The sequence below is a fragment of the bacterium genome (assembly GCA_022763185.1).
Taxonomy (GTDB): domain Bacteria; phylum Bdellovibrionota_G; class JALEGL01; order JALEGL01; family JALEGL01; genus JALEGL01.
This window is the reverse complement of sequence record JALEGL010000014.1, coordinates 240,245-257,053: the sequence shown is the minus strand read 5'-3', so window position 1 is coordinate 257,053 and position 16,809 is coordinate 240,245. Positions and strand designations below refer to the sequence as shown.

Sequence of the window (16,809 nt, the reverse complement as noted above, 5' to 3'; positions counted from 1 at the left end):
TTATGTCTGATCAACATACACAACAAACGTTTTTTGCCCATCCCTCAAGCTATATTGATGATGGCGCAAATATAGGATCAAACACTAAAATATGGCATTTCTGTCATATCATGTCTGGAGCGGATATTGGTGCAAACTGCAATTTTGGTCAAAATGTTGTAGTCCACAGCCAGGTAAAAATTGGAGATGGCGTCAAAGTTCAAAACAATGTGTCCATATACGATGGTGTGATTTTGGAAGATGCTGTTTTCTGTGGTCCTTCCATGGTATTTACCAATGTTTTACATCCAAGAAGCGAGGTTAACCGTAGAGAAGAATTTATACAAACCCGAGTAAAGAAAGGCGCCACAATCGGCGCCAATGCCACCATAAGATGTGGCATCACCATTGGACAATATGCATTTGTTGGTGCTGGAAGTGTTGTCTTGCATGACATTCCCAACCATGCCTTGGTTGTAGGTAACCCTGCAAAGCATAAAGGTTGGATGTGTGTTTGTGGCCATAGAATTAACCCTGGCAAAGATAAACTGACCTGCTCAAGTTGTCACTTAAGTTATGACTTGGGAAAACATGGCTTAGAAATCAATCATCATGAATCATAAAAACATACCCTTACTGGATTTAAAAGCGCAGTATCAACAGATCAAACCGCACATTGATAAAGCTTTTGAACGCGTTTTGAGTTCCCAGCACTTTATCTTAGGTCCAGAAGTCAATACCTTTGAACTAGAAGTCGCTCTTTACACGCACTCAAAGTATGCTATTGGCGTTTCTTCCGGTAGTGATGCTTTGATTTTGGCTTTGATGGCTTTAGGTGTTGGACCTGGAGATGAAGTCATCACTACCCCCTACACATTTTTTGCTACCGTAGGCGCTATTTCACGCCTGGGTGCAAAACCTGTTTTTGTAGATATCGACCCTGATACCTTTAATATTGATACAGATAAGGTTGAACCTTACATCTCAGATAAAACCAAAGCTATTATTCCAGTCCACCTTTTTGGTCAATGCTCAGACATGGCTCCAATCTTAGCCATAGCGCATAAATACAAGCTTAAAGTTATTGAGGATGCTGCTCAAGCGATTGGCGCTTCTCAAAGCAACAAAGCTGCAGGCTCCATGGGAGACATTGGCTGTTTCAGCTGTTTTCCAGCAAAAAACCTGGGCGCCTTTGGTGATGCAGGTTTCATCAGCTGCCAAGATGAAGATTTGGCTGAAAAAATGCGTGTGCTTAGAGCCCATGGGTCCAAACCAAAATACTACCACCAATATATTGGCGGTAACTTCCGTTTAGATGCCCTGCAAGCAGCTGTATTACGTGAAAAATTACAATTTTTAGATGCATGGACAAAAAAACGCCAAGAGAATGCTGCTTTTTATCAAGAAAGTTTAAACACCATACCCAAGCTCAAACTTCCAAAAGTAAAAGACAATAATACGCATGTTTTTAATCAGTATATGCTGCAAGTAGCCCCAGAACAAAGAGACTCTTTATGCCAACATTTAAAAGATAAAGGCATTGCTACAGCACTTTATTATCCCTTGCCCTTGCACCTTCAGAAGTGTTTTACTGATTTAGGCTATACAAAAGGCGACTTCCCGGTAGCTGAGCATTGTGCTTTAAGCAGTTTTGCTATTCCCATTTACCCAGAGTTGGGACAGGATAACTTAAACTATATTGTACAGGCCATAAAAAATTTCTTTGATTGATTCAACAAATGTACCTTTTTTTCACAAGCTGTTAAATGAAAAGTATGAAGCATGTACTTGTTACCGGTGCTGCCGGTTTTTTGGGTATCAATTTAGTTAAAACACTCCTTGAGCAAGCAGATTATCACATCACCTGCTTGGACAATTATTTTTCAGCCTATCCAAAAAATATTGAATGGCTGCAATCACAAAAAAACATTACACTCATTGAACATGACATTAGACAGCCCTTTAAAAGTGAAAAAGCTATCGATCAAATCTATAATTTAGCCTGTCCAGCAAGCCCACCCATTTATCAATCTGACCCCATCTTTACCACAGAAACATCCGTTTTAGGTGCAATCAACATGCTCAATTTGGCAAACGCTCACGACGCTACCATTTTACAAGCATCCACAAGCGAAGTTTATGGGGACCCCACAGTGCACCCACAAGAAGAGCTTTATAGGGGTAATGTTAACCCTATTGGTATAAGAGCTTGTTATGATGAAGGCAAGCGCTGTGCAGAGTCCTTGTTTTTTGATCATTATCGTATGCATGGAACAAAAATTAAAGTTGTGCGTATTTTTAATACCTATGGGCCACACATGAACCCTAAAGATGGTCGCGTTGTCTCTAACTTTATTGTACAAGCTTTAAAAGGGAATGATTTAACCGTTTATGGGAATGGACAACAAACCCGAAGCTTTTGTTTCGTTGACGACTTAATTGACGGCATGATCAAGGTTATGCACAGCAAACCTGAGCTAACAGGGCCATACAATTTAGGAAACGACACTGAGTACAGCATTAAACAATTGGCAGACATTGTTATTGAAAAAATAAATCCCAAGCTTCAACTCAAATCTCTGGCAATGCCTAAAGATGATCCAAGTAAACGTAAACCCTCTTTGAAAAAAGTTAAGCAGGACATTGGTTGGATGCCAAAAACCAACTTAAATCACGGCTTAGATCAAACCATTGATTTTTTCAAAAATGATATATAATCAATTATATTCTACAAATCTTTGGATCGTTGAAACCTGCTGTTGCATTTCTGGCATCAATAATTGAGTTTGCATGATCTATAAGTAAACGAATATCCAATTGATCATGCCATGTAGAAACAATACATAAATCTTGGTTTGCAATAAGTTCGCTGTCAAACTCACACGAAACAAACTCATGACCGTCAACTTTTAAAGTTTTAACATAAGGATCGTGGTAAATTATGTTGGCTCCTTTAGTCAAAAGAAGTTTAATGATATCTAAACTTGGAGACTCTCTTAAGTCTGAAATGTTTTTTTTATAAGCTGCTCCAACCACCAATATATTTGACCCTTTAACACTTTTTTGCATGCTGTTTAGCTTATCAACCGCCAAATTAACCACAAACTCCGGCATTTCCGTATTAATTTTTGAAGCCAAATCAATAAAACGTGTTTCATAATTTAAAGTTTTAAGTTTCCAAGATAAATAGTGTGGATCAATAGGAATACAGTGGCCACCCAATCCAGGCCCTGGGTAAAACGGTGTAAAGCCAAAAGGCTTGGTCGCTGCTGCATTGATAATTTCATTGCTGTCCAATTCTAAAACATGGCACATTTGGGCTACTTCATTGGCCAAACCAATATTGACTGATCTAAATGTATTTTCTAATAACTTGACCATTTCAGCTGCTTTAGCTGAAGACACCGGAACAACTTGCTCAACTATTATTTGATACAATTGACATGCAACCTCTAAACAGTTGGCAGTAATCCCTCCGATGACTTTTGGTGTATTATGCAATTGATAAACCTTATTACCTGGGTCAATTCTTTCCGGACTAAAGGCGACAAAAACATCCTTACCGACTTCAAAACCTGCCTCTTCAACCATGGTTTTCAAGACTTCTTCAGTCGTACCAGGATAAGTTGTTGATTCTAAGACAATCAACTGACCTTTTCTTAAGTGCTGAGAAATATTGTTACACGCAGCCATGATGTATGACATGTCAGGATCTTGTGTTTTAACCAAAGGTGTTGGCACACAAATACTAATACAGTCAACATTGGCTAATTCAGTGAAATCTGTTGTTGCTTTTAAAAAACCCGTTGAAATAGCTGTATTTAAATCGTTATCAGATATGTCTTCGACATATGAACTGCCATTGTTGATAGAATCACATTTTGCTTCTGAAACATCAAAACCCAAAACATTGATCCCTGCTTTAGAAAAGTCAACCGCTAAGGGTAATCCAACATAACCTAGGCCAATAACGCCAACAGTCACTTTTTTTTGTTTAATTTTTTCGCTTAACATTGTCTATCATCTGCTCATTGTTAATATATTTTCACTTAAATATACGTTTGTACAAGGGTTTTAAAAAGTACAGCTTTTTCTTTAAAAACGGCAATGCCCTTAATAGCGGATTATCGATAATGAATCCAACATTATTGTATATTTTTCTTAAACGCTCATTTTCTTTTTGAACGGCAATAACATCTCGCATATCTAATACAACCGGCGGATAGCCCAAAACTTTAGGCTTTGGCAAGTTTAATTTTTTCAACTCATTGCTCCATAAATCACCAAGTTTTTTATCAAATTCATACGAAAAGGCGAATTGTCTGCCATAGTAAGGTCCTCCCGGACAGGGTGTCACTTCTCCCAAATAAACCTCTTCACCGTCAGAGTAACAGTCAATTCGCATAAAAGGATCTTTCATATAATGAGATACTTTTCTAGCAAGTTCAAGCAACTCTTTATATCTAGCAGGCTTTTCTGATACAACATGCTTTTTAGTAAACTTTGGCAAATGCGTAGCAAAATTTCTTTTAAAATCAAAGTCACTAAAGTCGTCGCCGTAAAAACTTAAGACTGAACCATGATCTCTATCAACTTTGGAAATAAACGGAATATTGTCTCCAAAAGTGTATATTTTATAGTCGCAAGGAATACTAATATTTCCATCACCATCATTCCATATATATTGCTGAGCAATAACCTGTCTGTCTTCTTTAGGTTTATGTTTTGTCCAGTGAATGAGACTATTAACAATTTGTTTTTCAGTGTATTTTTTCTGAGTAAAAGTGTCAAACCACTTATCGCCCTGTTTGCTTAAAAGGTAAACACCGTGAGCTGAAGCCAAGTTGATTGGCTTAATCACCACATGTTCTGGCAACTCGGATAAGACAATCTGACTTGCATTACTGTATATTTTATAAACTTCTGGATATTTTACACCACTTTTTTTAGCAATGTCATCAAAGTTGATTTTATCCAGCTCTATAAAATACTTGTTATTTTCTGACCTTGTTCTACGCGCATGTAAAAACTCAGTAAAAAGTACTGGATCCCTAAGCGCATTAGAATGTGTAAGCTGTTCAAGTTTAGCTTTTAAAGCACTTTCAATCATAGATCTTCCTAAATAATGAAAAGTTGTTGTAAAAACAAGTAATTTCAATTATTAGTGAATTCTCATCTGGGAAACTAACTAAATGTAATGAAGCAAATCTACATCTTAAAAATTATTTTTTTCCAAGCAATCAAAGAGCCGAGAAAACTTTGGAAGTTTCTTATCCACATACCCAAAAAACGCTATAGAGCTATAAAAAACAAAACTCTTTCAGCTTTATTTAATATTTCATTTTTCTATAACTTAAAGATCTATGTTATCAAAAGTAAGCAAGCTTTATATAAACACTCTATTATAACTGTTAGGTCTACTCAAAATAACTATGATCAAAAGCTTATTAATTATTCAATAAACTTTTCTAAAAAGAGTTTTGATACTCTAAGACTATCATCAGACCAACCATTAACTCCTAGTGAGTTTATTATACTCACTAGCCTCATCCAAAATATTAAATATTCCTGGTTGTATCTTTATGACAGCAATCAAAAAAGTGTTTCTAATAAAACTTTTATACACCCCAAAGCAGTTAAATCATTAGTTAAATCGTTATCACCAGAAATAAACCTCGATGATAACCAAAAAATTAGACTTAACAATAAAACAGTGCAGTATCAATTTTCAGAACATACACGAGCACCTTTGGTAACAGTTATATTAAGCGTATTTAATGACGAAGATTATATTGCCAATGCAATTCATTCTATCCTTAAACAAAGCCACAAAAACATAGAGTTAATTATTGTCAATGACTGCTCAACAGATAACACCAAGAACATAATTGATCAGATTGCTACAAAACATAGAAACATAAAAACTTTTCATTTAGATAAGAACAGAGGAACCTATTATTGTCGAAATACAGGTTTGAATCATGCCAAAGGTGATTACATTACTTTTCATGATTCTGATGATATTTCTAAATTTGATAGAATAGAACTTTCTTTAAAGAAAATAGGTAATGCATCTGCTTTGGTCGGTCATCATATAAGAGTAAACTTAGAAGGGTCGCCAGTTTTTTTACCTGCAAGTCCCCTTGCGCTTCAGCGGTTTAGTCTTATCACGCTTTTTATTAAGCATGACATAATAGATAAAGTAGGTTTTTTTGATACTGTAAAAGTCGGTGGAGATTCTGAATACCTATCAAGAATCAAAGAAAGCAAAACTGATGTTAAAGTAATTAATGATGTTTTTTACTACGCTCGTCTACACAACAAATCATTAACAAAAAGTAAAACCTTGGGTGTCAACGCCCCTAATAGTAAGAAAAAAAATATTCTTCGAACTCGCTATATTAATAACTATAAACGTTTTCATGGTAAACACACTCAGCTAAAAATGGCTTTTAATCCTATTCTACGATCTTTTCCAGCACCATACTTAAATATTTCTTCTTTGCAAAGTGATTATTTGAAACAAGTTTATAAGCCACTCAAAGAAAAAAATTTAAATTCAATTATTCAAAACTGTACTGTAAACCTAATCTCTGATTCAATTTTAAATTCAAAAGTCTTACTACCTCCCCCTGTTGAGCTCTTACAACATAATGATGAAAAAAAAAGAGCTCATATTGTAACCTCTGTGTATAGAAAAGAATTTTTTCAAAACTGCCTCAACAATTTCAATCGACAAAAATACAAAAACAAACACCTAAGTATTGTTGATAACTGTAAGGAAGATACACAAGACTATTTTAACTCTGAACTCAAAAAAGCAAAGATTGATAATTATTCAATTATACGGGTGGATACAAAAAATAACTTGGGTTTGTGTTTAAACCAAGCAATCAAAAAATTTTCACAAAGTGATGATATTATTTTTAAATTTGACGATGACGATTACTATTCTCCTTTATATGTTCACGAACAAATACCTTACATTAACCAACTTGATACACTTGTAGGTAAAGCTTGTATTTTTTATTATTCACATAACTCCAACACACTTTTTTTGCGCTCTATTAAAAAAAAGCCATACAATTTTACCTTTCACGTGTCAGGTTGTACTTTAGCATTCAGCTACAAAAAATGGCTTGAAGTTGGTCAGTTTTCAGAAGGTCTAACCAAAGGAACAGACTCTGACTTTATTAAAAAGTTCTTAAAACTTGGCATTCAACCTTTTTCGACCAGTATTTTCAACTGCTGCGCCGTACGCCATAAAAAATCTATACATACATGGAACGTCAGTGAAAAACAGCTATTTCACTCAAATCAGACTGCATTGGTTAGCAAAAATCTAGCTTTTAATAAGCTAAGCTATTATACAGATATTAAGAATGTATATGTTAAAAATTAGGTTTCTATTGAGTTCAGCTACTTGAGTTGATCAATTGAAAAAACTAGTATAGATGGTGATTTATGTCAAAGCTAAAAGACTTGATACTGTTCAACGTTAGAGCTAAATTAGAAGATGAGGTTATTCACCACTATATTGGTTATTTATGGTGGGTTCTTGAGCCTGCAATGTTGGTGACGATATATTACTTGGTTTTTAAGCTTATATTAAATCGTGGCGAAGACGACTACATCTACTTTTTATTTATTGGCATAGTAACCTGGAAATGGTTTGGATCTTCTGTTTCTTCTGGTACCAGCAGCTTGTATGCGGCTAAAAGTTTATATAAAAAAATCAACTTACCCAAAATTATTTTTCCGTGGATTGAATGTGTTTTTTATGCTGTAAAATTTCTAATTATCCTTTCATTAATTGTTATAGTTTATGGCTTATCTGGCTATCCTGTGTTTAAAAATATTTTATACTTGCCAATCTTAATCTTTTCTCAATTTATTTTTTCACTGGGTTTATCAACGCTTTTGTCATCTGTCTTGCCCTATTTTGTTGATTTAAAAATAATTGTAGGCCTGTTTATTAGACTTGGCTTTTACCCTTCCGGTGTGATTTTTGACTTATCTAGAGTACCAGAAAAATATGACTTTATTGTTAACCTAAATCCTTTGGCTTTAAGCATTCAAGCATTTCGTGATCTTATCATGAAGGGTACACCTCCTACGCTCTATACCATAACACTTTTACTGTCGAGCGGACTTATATTTTATGTAGCAGGTTATAGTATCATAAAAAAACTGGATAAAAAATATGCAAAAATTGCCCTCTAATAAAAAAACAACGACTCCAGCAGTGACTTTTGACCATGTTGGTGTTTTTTATAAAAAACATCGCAAAAACTTTATAAAAAATATTTTTAATAGTCCTAAAGGTCACTGGGCTATTAAAGATGTAAGCTTTGAAATTAACAAAGGTGATGTTCTTGGCATTGTTGGCAACAATGGTGCAGGCAAAAGCACAACACTGCTTCTTATTGGAGACGTTATTTCATCGGATAAAGGAACAGTTAATACTTATAATAATAAAGCAATGCTTTTAACCATTAATACAGGGATCATGAAAAACCTAAGTGGCAGAAAAAACATTATGCTTTTAGGTTTAGCTCTTGGAATAGAACGAAAGAAAATCATTGCTTCGATGGATAAAATCATAGAATTTTCCGAACTAGAAAACTTTATTGATGATCCAGTTGAAACCTACTCATCAGGAATGCAATCAAGGTTGGGTTTTTCAACAGCTCTCATGCTTACACCTGATATTCTACTTGTTGATGAAGTTTTGGGTGTAGGTGACCGTGACTTTAAGAAAAAATCAACTGCTGCTTTAAAAGAAAAAATTCAACACACAGACTCAACAGCTATCATCACATCTCATAACCGTGATACAATTTTAAATTTATGCAACAAAGTTTTATGGATTGAAAAAGGCGTCAGTAAGGCTTTTGGCGACCCTAAAGACGTTATTGAACAGTATGAACAATCCAGCTAAGAATACGCTCATTTATGTCAACGATAAAAAAAATCTTCTATCAATGGCAACTACAAACATTTTATTATATTAAAAGCTTGCAAGCTATAAGACCCTTAAAAATAGTTTTTCAGTTGCTCTATGCATGTAGACTTTATTGCAAGCCAAAAGATTCTTGCCATTACATATCGCCAAAGAATAAATACTTCAATGATTCTGGTTTTGATAAAAACATGCTCGCCATATTAGGCAAAACTTATTCTACTCAAAATCCATTTAAAGAGTTGTTCACCAAAAACCCTATTCAATTGCTTTCATTTACCAATGCATATAAAAATGAAAACACATGCATCGAGTTCCATTCCAATGGTTCACTTTATAATTTAAAAACTAATCATACCAGCTCACACTTGGAAACCGTGTCTGTTATTCTACCCGTATACAATGCAGAAAAAACAATTGCCCAGGCCATTGCCTCAATTCAAACACAGAACCATAAAAATATTGAAGTCATTGTTGTTGATGATTGCTCAACAGATAATACGAAATCCATTGTTCAAAACATATCAGAAACAGACAGTAGGATACATTATTATAGACTTGAACAAAATCGTGGAAGCTATTACTGCAGAAATTACGGGATAACCCAGAGTACAGGACAGTACATCACATTCCATGATTCGGACGATATATCAAGACCCGATCGAATTGCAACATCCTTAGATGCAATAAAGAGCAATATGGATATTGATGCTGTTTTTTCTGACTATATCAGGTTTAATAACCAAGGAGAAATTGAAGCTACATGGCTAGGAAGCCCTTATCGTAAAGGCTTGATCACATTTTTTATAAATGCAACTGTATTAAAAGATCGTTTAGGATATTTTGACTTGGTTCGATCTTGCGCGGACAGCGAGTTTTTTGAAAGAGCTCAATGCATAGGGCTTTGTATAAAAAAGATTGATGAAGTTTTATACTATGCCCGTTCTGCCTCTGACTCATTAAGTAAAAAAGGAATATTCAAGAACACCAACTTAAAAGGAAGCTACACAAGAAACACTTTAAGAGAGTGTTATTACATTAGCTATAAAACATATCATAGATTTTCAGAAAAAAACTTATACCTTGAGGCCTTTCCTAAAAAAAGAGCCTTTGATGCTCCTAAAGAACTTCTCTAAAATAAATAAACGCTTGAATTTCACGCAAGAACTCTTACTAAAACTTTAATGTCCATTGCTTGAGTTAGAAGTTTTGTTAATCCAAGACACCATTAAACCAATAGCTTTTTCATTATCAATAGAGGCTTTAAAACCCTGTTCTTTTATTTTTTGGGCTTTAAAATATGTCTGAGTACATAGTTTTTTTACTCTTTGTGTTGAAACACCAAAATCTTTGCCCGTAAAATATGTTAACACATCAAAAGGAATGGCAAGGAGGTAAACTAAAGGATATGGCAAGGTTATGGGATTTTTATTAAGCTTCAAAGCGATGGTACGAGATATTTCCCTAGAGCTCAATTGTTTATCATCGGCATAATTAAAAATAAACATATCATTGTTTAGATCTCTTAATGCATAAATGCATGCCGACACCAAGTTTTTCACATAGCAAATCGACTTGATATTACTCATTTCTCCAACATAAAAAAATTTATTTTTTTTGATTTGATGAATCAGCTTGTACATGTTGGCAACATTTTTTTCACCATAGACAACTGCCGGTCTGACAATAACCGTCTTTATTTTACTTTGTTTTTTCCAATCTATAATGGCTTGCTCTGCCTGCCACTTGGACTTTCCATAATCATTGGTAGGATGTTTTTCATCATCTTCAGACTTAGCTTGTTCTGCATTGCCGTATACAGCAACCGAAGAAAAAAACGTGAACGTTTTAATCGATTCATCCTTTAAAGCATTTAAAACGTTTTGAGTGCCTTCAACATTGGTTTTATAATATGCTTCTGGCTCCACGCCAAAGTCTTTATGTTCTGCAGCTAAAAGAATCACATCATCAAACCGTTGATACTTTTTAAAAAAACTCTCAACCTGATTTTTATCTCTGATATCCAAAAAGCTGTATATACTATGCTTTTGATCAGAGTCAGGTTTTTCAAGGTCGGCAATATGAATATGACAATCCTTTAACTCCATAGAAAAATGTTTGCCAATAAAACCACTGCCACCAATCATCAAAACATTTTTTTTCATTTCTCTAGCACCTTATCAATTATATTTTTTTGAAAACTTAGCGCAATGGCTTCTCTGGAATAAGACATCAAAACTTCAGCATTGCAAGTGAATATTTTCTCAAAATCATGGTCTTTTATCTTTGTTTTTAATTGCTCATAGGGCTGATCTAAACTCAAGGCCAATGCGGATAAACCCAGCTCTTGCATTAATTTCTCTCCCTCACCGCTGCCATAATACAAGCAAGGTGTTTGACAAGCTGTGTATTCAAACAGCTTAACTGGACGCATACTTTGCGTGATATTCATATTTTTTTTATGTTTAACCAAGCCCATATCCAAAGCATTCATTGCATAAGGAACCTCTTCATAGTCAATTGAGTTCAATAGTTTGAGATTGACCAAATTGGCTTTTTTAATTTTCAATTCAAGGCTTTGCTTTTGCTTCCCCTCACCCATAATAATAAAATCTATATCTTGAAAATCTTTTGCCAGATCAAAAAAAACATCAAAATCATAATAGAATGCTAAGTTGCCAATATAGCCTAGAGTTCGATCATTTTTTCCAAACATTGATTTGAACTCTAAAATTTTTTCATCTTTTGGATTAATTGGCTTAAACATTTGCGCATTGTATCCGTTGGCCATGACCTCAATTTTTTGAGAATCAATTTGGTAAGACGTAACTATTTTTTGCTTTTGCGTGTGGGTGGTGACGCTAATGATTGCTGCATTGTTATAAGCGCTTAGGCTTAAAAAACGCAGGACTTTTAAAATCACTCTGTTGATGGATACACCTGATTCAATAATGGCTTCCGGCCATAAATCTCTGATATCAAGGATAAAGGGAAGTCTGTAAAACTTAGCTACAAGTAACCCGGAAAGAGCTGTGAGCAATTGTGGAGAAGTAGCCACAACTGCATCTGGCTTCTTTTTAAACAACAAAATATTAAAAAAAGTTGAGAAGCAAAAAAGAACATAGCTAAGTGAACGCTTAACAAAACCGCTGTTTTCCGCAAGCATGGTAAAAACTCGATGAACTGTAAACTCAAAACTATGTTTATCTGTAGTCTTAGGAAATTTTAAGCTGTAACCTTTGTATGGAATTCCAAAGGGGTAGTTGGGAACATTGGTAAACACATCAAGGCTGTACTTTTTACACCATACTTTAACGAACTCAAAAGCTCTGACTGCACCGGCTCCCCTTTCTGGATAAAAATAGGAACTGATAAAAAATATTTTTTTTTTCATGTTAGCAGCCTTAAGCAAAAAAGGCGTTAAGTTTTATCCAATACGATAATACTTAAAACCACTCAGTTGCTTTGCATCATACAAATTTCTACCGTCAAACAGTGTGGATGACTTCATCGTTGATGCTATTCTTGAAAAGTCCGGGCTCCTAAACTCATTCCACTCGGTTAATACACAAAGCGCGTCGGCTCCTTCTACAGCAGAATACATATCTTCATGCACAGAAACCTGCGAACCATAGTTTTCTTTGGTATTGGTATTGGCCTCTGGATCATAGCTATGGACATCCGCTCCAAGAGCAATAAGTTTATCCATGACATGCAAAGATGGAGATTCTCTAATATCGTCGGTTTTTGCTTTAAAAGCTACACCCCATATGGCTATTTTCTTACCTTTGATATTTTCTTCTCCAGAAAAATGTCCAACAATTTTATTCACATAATTATCTTTTTGTTTTTCATTGGCTTGCAATGTTGCCGTTAAAAGATCTGGTTGCATGCCATTGTCTTTGGCCAAAAACTCCAAGGCTCTTACATCTTTAGGAAAACAAGAGCCGCCAAAGCCAATGCTGGGATACAAATATTGCATTCCAATACGATTATCCGTTCCCATGGCCACTCGCACATCTTGAATATCTGCACCAATTTTTTCACAAATGCGCGACATCTCATTGATAAACGATATTCTACAGGCCAATAAAGAGTTGGCTCCGTATTTGGCCATTTCAGCAGAGCGACGTTTCATGGTCAGAATAGGGTTTCCAGACCTCACAAAACTCTCATACAACTTGGTCAAAGTTTCTTTTGCTTTACTATCTTCTGTTCCAATAACCACTCTATCCGGATACATGCAATCTTGCACAGCCGAACCTTCCCTTAAAAACTCAGGATTGGACACCACTACTATGTCTTCTCGCCCCTCTTCTCTAACTATTTTTTCTATTTCATCACCGGTTCCAACAGGGACAGTGCTTTTGGTAATTAGAATCAAGTCTTGTGGTGCATGCTTTGCAATATCTCTAGCGGCCGCATAAACATATTCTAAGTTGGCTGAACCATCTGCAGCTGAAGGCGTTCCCACACATATCAAAGCTATTTGTGCATCCGCAAAGGCTTGGTCAGGATTGGTTGTAAACATTAATTTTTCTTGTTTACTATTTTTTGCAACCAAGGTCTCCAGACCAGGTTCAAAAAATGGAACTTTAGCCTGTTTAAGCTGTTCAATTTTTGACTCATCCAAATCCAAGCAAGTCACATGATTGCCTGTTTCAGCAAAACATGTTCCTGTAACCAAACCAACATACCCTGTACCAACGACTGCTATTTTCATAGAGCCTTTATAAACAGACTTGCTATAAATATCCAGAAATATCACTTGCTAAAGAAAATCATGCAAGATGTTGCTGGTACCAAGCAAAAGTCTCTTGCAAATTTTGGTATAAATCAGTCTGTGCCTGCCATGACAACTGTTTTTTAGCTTTTTCAACATTGGCCACAGAATGTTTTACATCCCCTTGCCGTGAATCTTTGAAAAGCGGCTCTTTTGCCCCCTCTATGAAACTCGCAATATCTTGCCAAAGTTGCAAAATAGATAGAGCATGACCCGCTCCCACATTAAAAACGCCATTTGCTTCAGCATTTGCTGCTGCAATATTGGCTGCAACCACATCTTTTACAAAAACAAAGTCTCGAGTTTGACTGCCATCACCATAAATTACAGGCTGATTTCCTTCAATAGCAGCTTTAAAAAAATTAGGAATTACGGCAGCATATTGTGAATCTATGCTTTGCCTAGGACCAAAAACATTAAAAAACCGCAAAGACACACTCCTGACTCCATAACTGTCTAAATACAACTCTGCAAACTGTTCTTGTTGAGCTTTACTCAATGCATACATGCTCTTACAATTGAATGTTAACTGTTCATGCAAGTTTGATGCATCATGATCCCCGTAGACTGCAGATGATGAGGCTTGAACAATTTTAATCTCGGGATTAACTTCTCTGCAAAGCTCAAAGAGCTTTAAGGTTGCTTGTGCATTCATAGCATTAACTTTAACAGGATTACTGACAGATTCTTGAACTGAAACACATGCAGCCAAATGGAAAACAACATCTACTTTTTGTAACAAGTCTTTGAGCAATTTTTCATTGCTGATGCAGCCTTGATAAAAACGATTGTCTTTGATCTGACTTATGTTTTCTCTTTTGCCCGTGCTCAAATTGTCTAAAACATAAACATCTTTTTCTTGCTGGAGCAAAGCATCAACCAAATGAGATCCTATAAAGCCAGCTCCGCCAGTAACCAAACATTTTTGCCAAGTTTTATTATTCATAATTAAAAAAGTATTTCCTATTTATAGTTATCCATCAAGGATAGTTTTTTCACAACGCCTATAGTTCTCTTGCTATGGTTTCATCAAAATAAAAATGACAGTTATGATGTGTTTGTAAAACTGATGCCGGCCAGAGTTTGGATGGTTTATTAAAAAATATCTGTTTGACTGCTTGCGCTTTTTCAGAACCAAAGGCAAGCACAATAATTTTTTTAGCTGATAAAATAGTTGCTATCCCCATTGTTATGGCCTGTGTTGGTTGCGGGAGGTTTGGGTCCAAGAGTTCTTTATTTGATTCTAAAGTATCCTGACTTAACTCTACGATGTGACAAGAGCTCTCAAATGCTGTCCCAGGTTCATTGAATGCTATATGACCATTTTTACCTAAACCCAAAATCACTAAATCCAACCCTCCTCTGCTCTGAATCAACTGTTCTTTTTCATAAATTTGAGCTTGCATATCAGGATGAATGCCATTCCAAAAATGATACTGATCTTCTTTCAGAGCTAAGGGGTCAACAATATGATGGTTTAAAAAACTGGCAAATGAATACGTATTTGTTGGAGCATAGCCGATATACTCATCTAGATTTAAAAAAAAACTTTTACTCACAAGTTCAAGTTGAGTTTGATACATCTGTACAAGCCGTTGATAAAGTTTAATAGGTGTTCTTCCCGTTGCCAAAACAATATTCACTGATTTATTTTTATGCTGACTTTGCCACATCAAAATATCCTGCGCCGCCGTAAGTGTTGCTTTGTCTTCAGTTGAAAAAGTTTTTACGTTTTTTAACATATTCATTGCAGGTCAATTAAATTTTTATCTACCGATGCCTGAAAGGCCAAAACAATTTGTTGACAATACTCAACAAGGCTATGTTGAGAATCATTCAATACTGGTAAAAGGTCTATTGCATAGCTTTGATGCGTATAGCGATTGCCTTGGTCTGATTCAAAAAAAGTGGCATTGCCTTGTTTTCGTCCCACTGTTCCCAGATCATAACGCTTTTGACTACCCACATTCTGTGAGTAAAAACAGTTCAAAAGTTGTTTTTGCAATTCTTCCGAATTGTTTTCTCCCAGAACATATTTGAACTGCGAAGGTAACCAATCAAGACTTCCCCAAACTTCGCATGCAAAAAACCCTTTTAACCATGCTTGATGATCTATGGCTTTTAATGCTTTTAAACATGCTAGAAGTGTATAGCGATGGGTTGCATGCGCATCAAATGGATTATGGGTAAAAATATAATTGGGCTTAAAATAATCTAAAAGTAATTTTAAATCATTAAGCAGGATATCACTTTTGTTTTTTACAACCTCACTTTCATGATTAAAATGAATCAAGCCACTGTACTGACCCAGTTGTGCTGCTTTTTGCTGCTCCATTTTCCTGATTTGAATGATTTCATCTTTACTTTTATTTTTATATTCACCATACTTTGGCGCTCCAGAACCATTGGTGCAAATAATAGCGGCGAAGTTTTTTTCCTTGCTTTGGTAACAAGCCTCTATTGCGTTATAGGCAAAAATCTCAACGTCATCTGGATGCGCGCCAATTGCCAAATGGCTTATGTTCTCTCCCCTTTGAGGGAGGTCATAACTTAAAGTTTCACCTTGAAGCGTGACATTTTTATTTTTTATGCTTTTCATTATTGCCAATATAACTTTGTTCAAAAGCATTAACTGCCTGGTTTAGCTTAGAGTAGTCGGCTTCGTTTAAAGACTGTTTGCACTTCATGGCATAAACCAATATCTTATGCAATTGGTTTAAAAATGTGTTACGCTTTTTTTCTGGCCAATCCAGTTTGATTCTTTGAACCAAAAAATATTCATTGGCTATGTTTTGAATGTCTGTTGCATGTTTCTCTTTGGTCATAACCCAACGTACAATTTGATTGTAGTTACGTTTGCTGGAATTTTTTTCAGCTTGTAACTCTAAAATCATTTTTCTTGCTTTTTGAATGGTTTGTACATGTTCTTGCATTAAATGAATGCGTGCATGATCATCATAAATGCCACACGGCACCTGGCAATGTGCTTCAAGTTCAGAAAAAGCACTCATTAAACCTAAAACAAAAAACATGGTGACTAATATTTTTTTCATTGTATTCCCTTTTTGAAATGATATGAACGGCT

The 16,809-nt window shown here is 35.4% G+C and carries 16 protein-coding genes; 7 read left to right on the top strand and 9 right to left on the bottom strand.

Annotated elements, in window-relative coordinates:
- The first annotated feature begins 2 nt into the window (after positions 1 to 2).
- From MRY82_09075 to MRY82_09065, 3 genes are read left to right on the top strand one after another with little or no spacing between them, the layout of a single operon-like run.
- On the top strand, positions 3 to 602 hold the full coding sequence (locus MRY82_09075; GenBank protein ID MCI5073073.1) for an acetyltransferase: 600 nt from the start codon (positions 3 to 5) through the stop codon (positions 600 to 602).
- A complete protein-coding gene (locus MRY82_09070) occupies positions 592 to 1,710 on the top strand; it encodes a DegT/DnrJ/EryC1/StrS family aminotransferase (protein MCI5073072.1) in 1,119 nt (372 codons plus the stop codon). The genes MRY82_09075 and MRY82_09070 overlap by 11 nt, the downstream gene beginning before the upstream one ends.
- Positions 1,711 to 1,754: 44 nt before the next feature.
- Positions 1,755 to 2,696, top strand: coding sequence for an SDR family oxidoreductase (locus MRY82_09065; GenBank protein ID MCI5073071.1), 942 nt, complete (start codon positions 1,755 to 1,757; stop codon positions 2,694 to 2,696).
- A 4-nt stretch (positions 2,697 to 2,700) separates the two neighbouring features.
- Here the strand turns inward: MRY82_09065 and MRY82_09060 are convergent, their stop codons facing one another.
- Both MRY82_09060 and MRY82_09055 read right to left on the bottom strand, forming a co-directional pair.
- Complete coding sequence (locus MRY82_09060; protein ID MCI5073070.1) at positions 2,701 to 3,993, bottom strand: nucleotide sugar dehydrogenase; 1,293 nt, start codon at positions 3,991 to 3,993, stop codon at positions 2,701 to 2,703.
- Positions 3,994 to 4,024: 31 nt separating this feature from the next.
- Positions 4,025 to 5,089 carry a hypothetical protein gene (locus MRY82_09055; GenBank protein MCI5073069.1) on the bottom strand — a complete coding sequence of 355 codons (1,065 nt, stop codon included), beginning with the start codon at positions 5,087 to 5,089 and terminating at the stop codon, positions 4,025 to 4,027.
- Between the two features lie 603 nt (positions 5,090 to 5,692).
- On the opposite strand from MRY82_09055, the gene MRY82_09050 reads away from it, so the two are divergent.
- From MRY82_09050 to MRY82_09035, 4 genes are all read left to right on the top strand, one after another.
- Positions 5,693 to 7,381, top strand: coding sequence for a glycosyltransferase (locus MRY82_09050; GenBank protein MCI5073068.1), 1,689 nt, complete (start codon positions 5,693 to 5,695; stop codon positions 7,379 to 7,381).
- A gap of 62 nt (positions 7,382 to 7,443) precedes the next feature.
- Positions 7,444 to 8,202 carry an ABC transporter permease gene (locus tag MRY82_09045; protein ID MCI5073067.1) on the top strand — a complete coding sequence of 253 codons (759 nt, stop codon included), beginning with the start codon at positions 7,444 to 7,446 and terminating at the stop codon, positions 8,200 to 8,202.
- Positions 8,183 to 8,920, top strand: a complete 738-nt coding sequence (locus MRY82_09040; protein MCI5073066.1) for an ABC transporter ATP-binding protein — start codon at positions 8,183 to 8,185, stop codon at positions 8,918 to 8,920. Before MRY82_09045 ends, MRY82_09040 begins: the two co-directional genes overlap by 20 nt.
- A 212-nt stretch (positions 8,921 to 9,132) precedes the next feature.
- Positions 9,133 to 10,077 carry a glycosyltransferase family 2 protein gene (locus MRY82_09035; protein MCI5073065.1) on the top strand — a complete coding sequence of 315 codons (945 nt, stop codon included), beginning with the start codon at positions 9,133 to 9,135 and terminating at the stop codon, positions 10,075 to 10,077.
- A gap of 45 nt (positions 10,078 to 10,122) precedes the next feature.
- Here the strand turns inward: MRY82_09035 and MRY82_09030 are convergent, their stop codons facing one another.
- Genes MRY82_09030 through MRY82_09000 form a run of 7 tightly spaced genes read right to left on the bottom strand, consistent with a single transcriptional unit; the run spans position 10,123 to position 16,777 of the window.
- Positions 10,123 to 11,106, bottom strand: a complete 984-nt coding sequence (locus MRY82_09030; GenBank protein ID MCI5073064.1) for an NAD(P)-dependent oxidoreductase — start codon at positions 11,104 to 11,106, stop codon at positions 10,123 to 10,125.
- Positions 11,103 to 12,335 (bottom strand): glycosyltransferase family 4 protein, encoded by a 1,233-nt coding sequence (locus MRY82_09025; GenBank protein MCI5073063.1) that lies wholly within the window; start codon positions 12,333 to 12,335, stop codon positions 11,103 to 11,105. The genes MRY82_09030 and MRY82_09025 overlap by 4 nt, the downstream gene beginning before the upstream one ends.
- Before the next feature lie 33 nt (positions 12,336 to 12,368).
- Positions 12,369 to 13,664 (bottom strand): UDP-glucose/GDP-mannose dehydrogenase family protein, encoded by a 1,296-nt coding sequence (locus tag MRY82_09020; GenBank protein ID MCI5073062.1) that lies wholly within the window; start codon positions 13,662 to 13,664, stop codon positions 12,369 to 12,371.
- A 58-nt stretch (positions 13,665 to 13,722) separates the two neighbouring features.
- Positions 13,723 to 14,670: a GDP-mannose 4,6-dehydratase gene (locus MRY82_09015; protein ID MCI5073061.1), complete on the bottom strand. Its 948-nt coding sequence runs from the start codon at positions 14,668 to 14,670 to the stop codon at positions 13,723 to 13,725.
- Between the two features lie 58 nt (positions 14,671 to 14,728).
- Positions 14,729 to 15,472, bottom strand: a complete 744-nt coding sequence (locus tag MRY82_09010) for a glucosamine-6-phosphate deaminase (GenBank protein ID MCI5073060.1) — start codon at positions 15,470 to 15,472, stop codon at positions 14,729 to 14,731.
- Positions 15,469 to 16,323: a PIG-L family deacetylase gene (locus MRY82_09005; GenBank protein ID MCI5073059.1), complete on the bottom strand. Its 855-nt coding sequence runs from the start codon at positions 16,321 to 16,323 to the stop codon at positions 15,469 to 15,471. The genes MRY82_09010 and MRY82_09005 overlap by 4 nt, the downstream gene beginning before the upstream one ends.
- The gene (locus MRY82_09000) at positions 16,304 to 16,777 is read right to left on the bottom strand and encodes a superoxide dismutase, Ni (protein ID MCI5073058.1); all 474 of its coding nucleotides are present in this window, start codon (positions 16,775 to 16,777) and stop codon (positions 16,304 to 16,306) included. Before MRY82_09000 ends, MRY82_09005 begins: the two co-directional genes overlap by 20 nt.
- Positions 16,778 to 16,809: the final 32 nt, after the last annotated feature.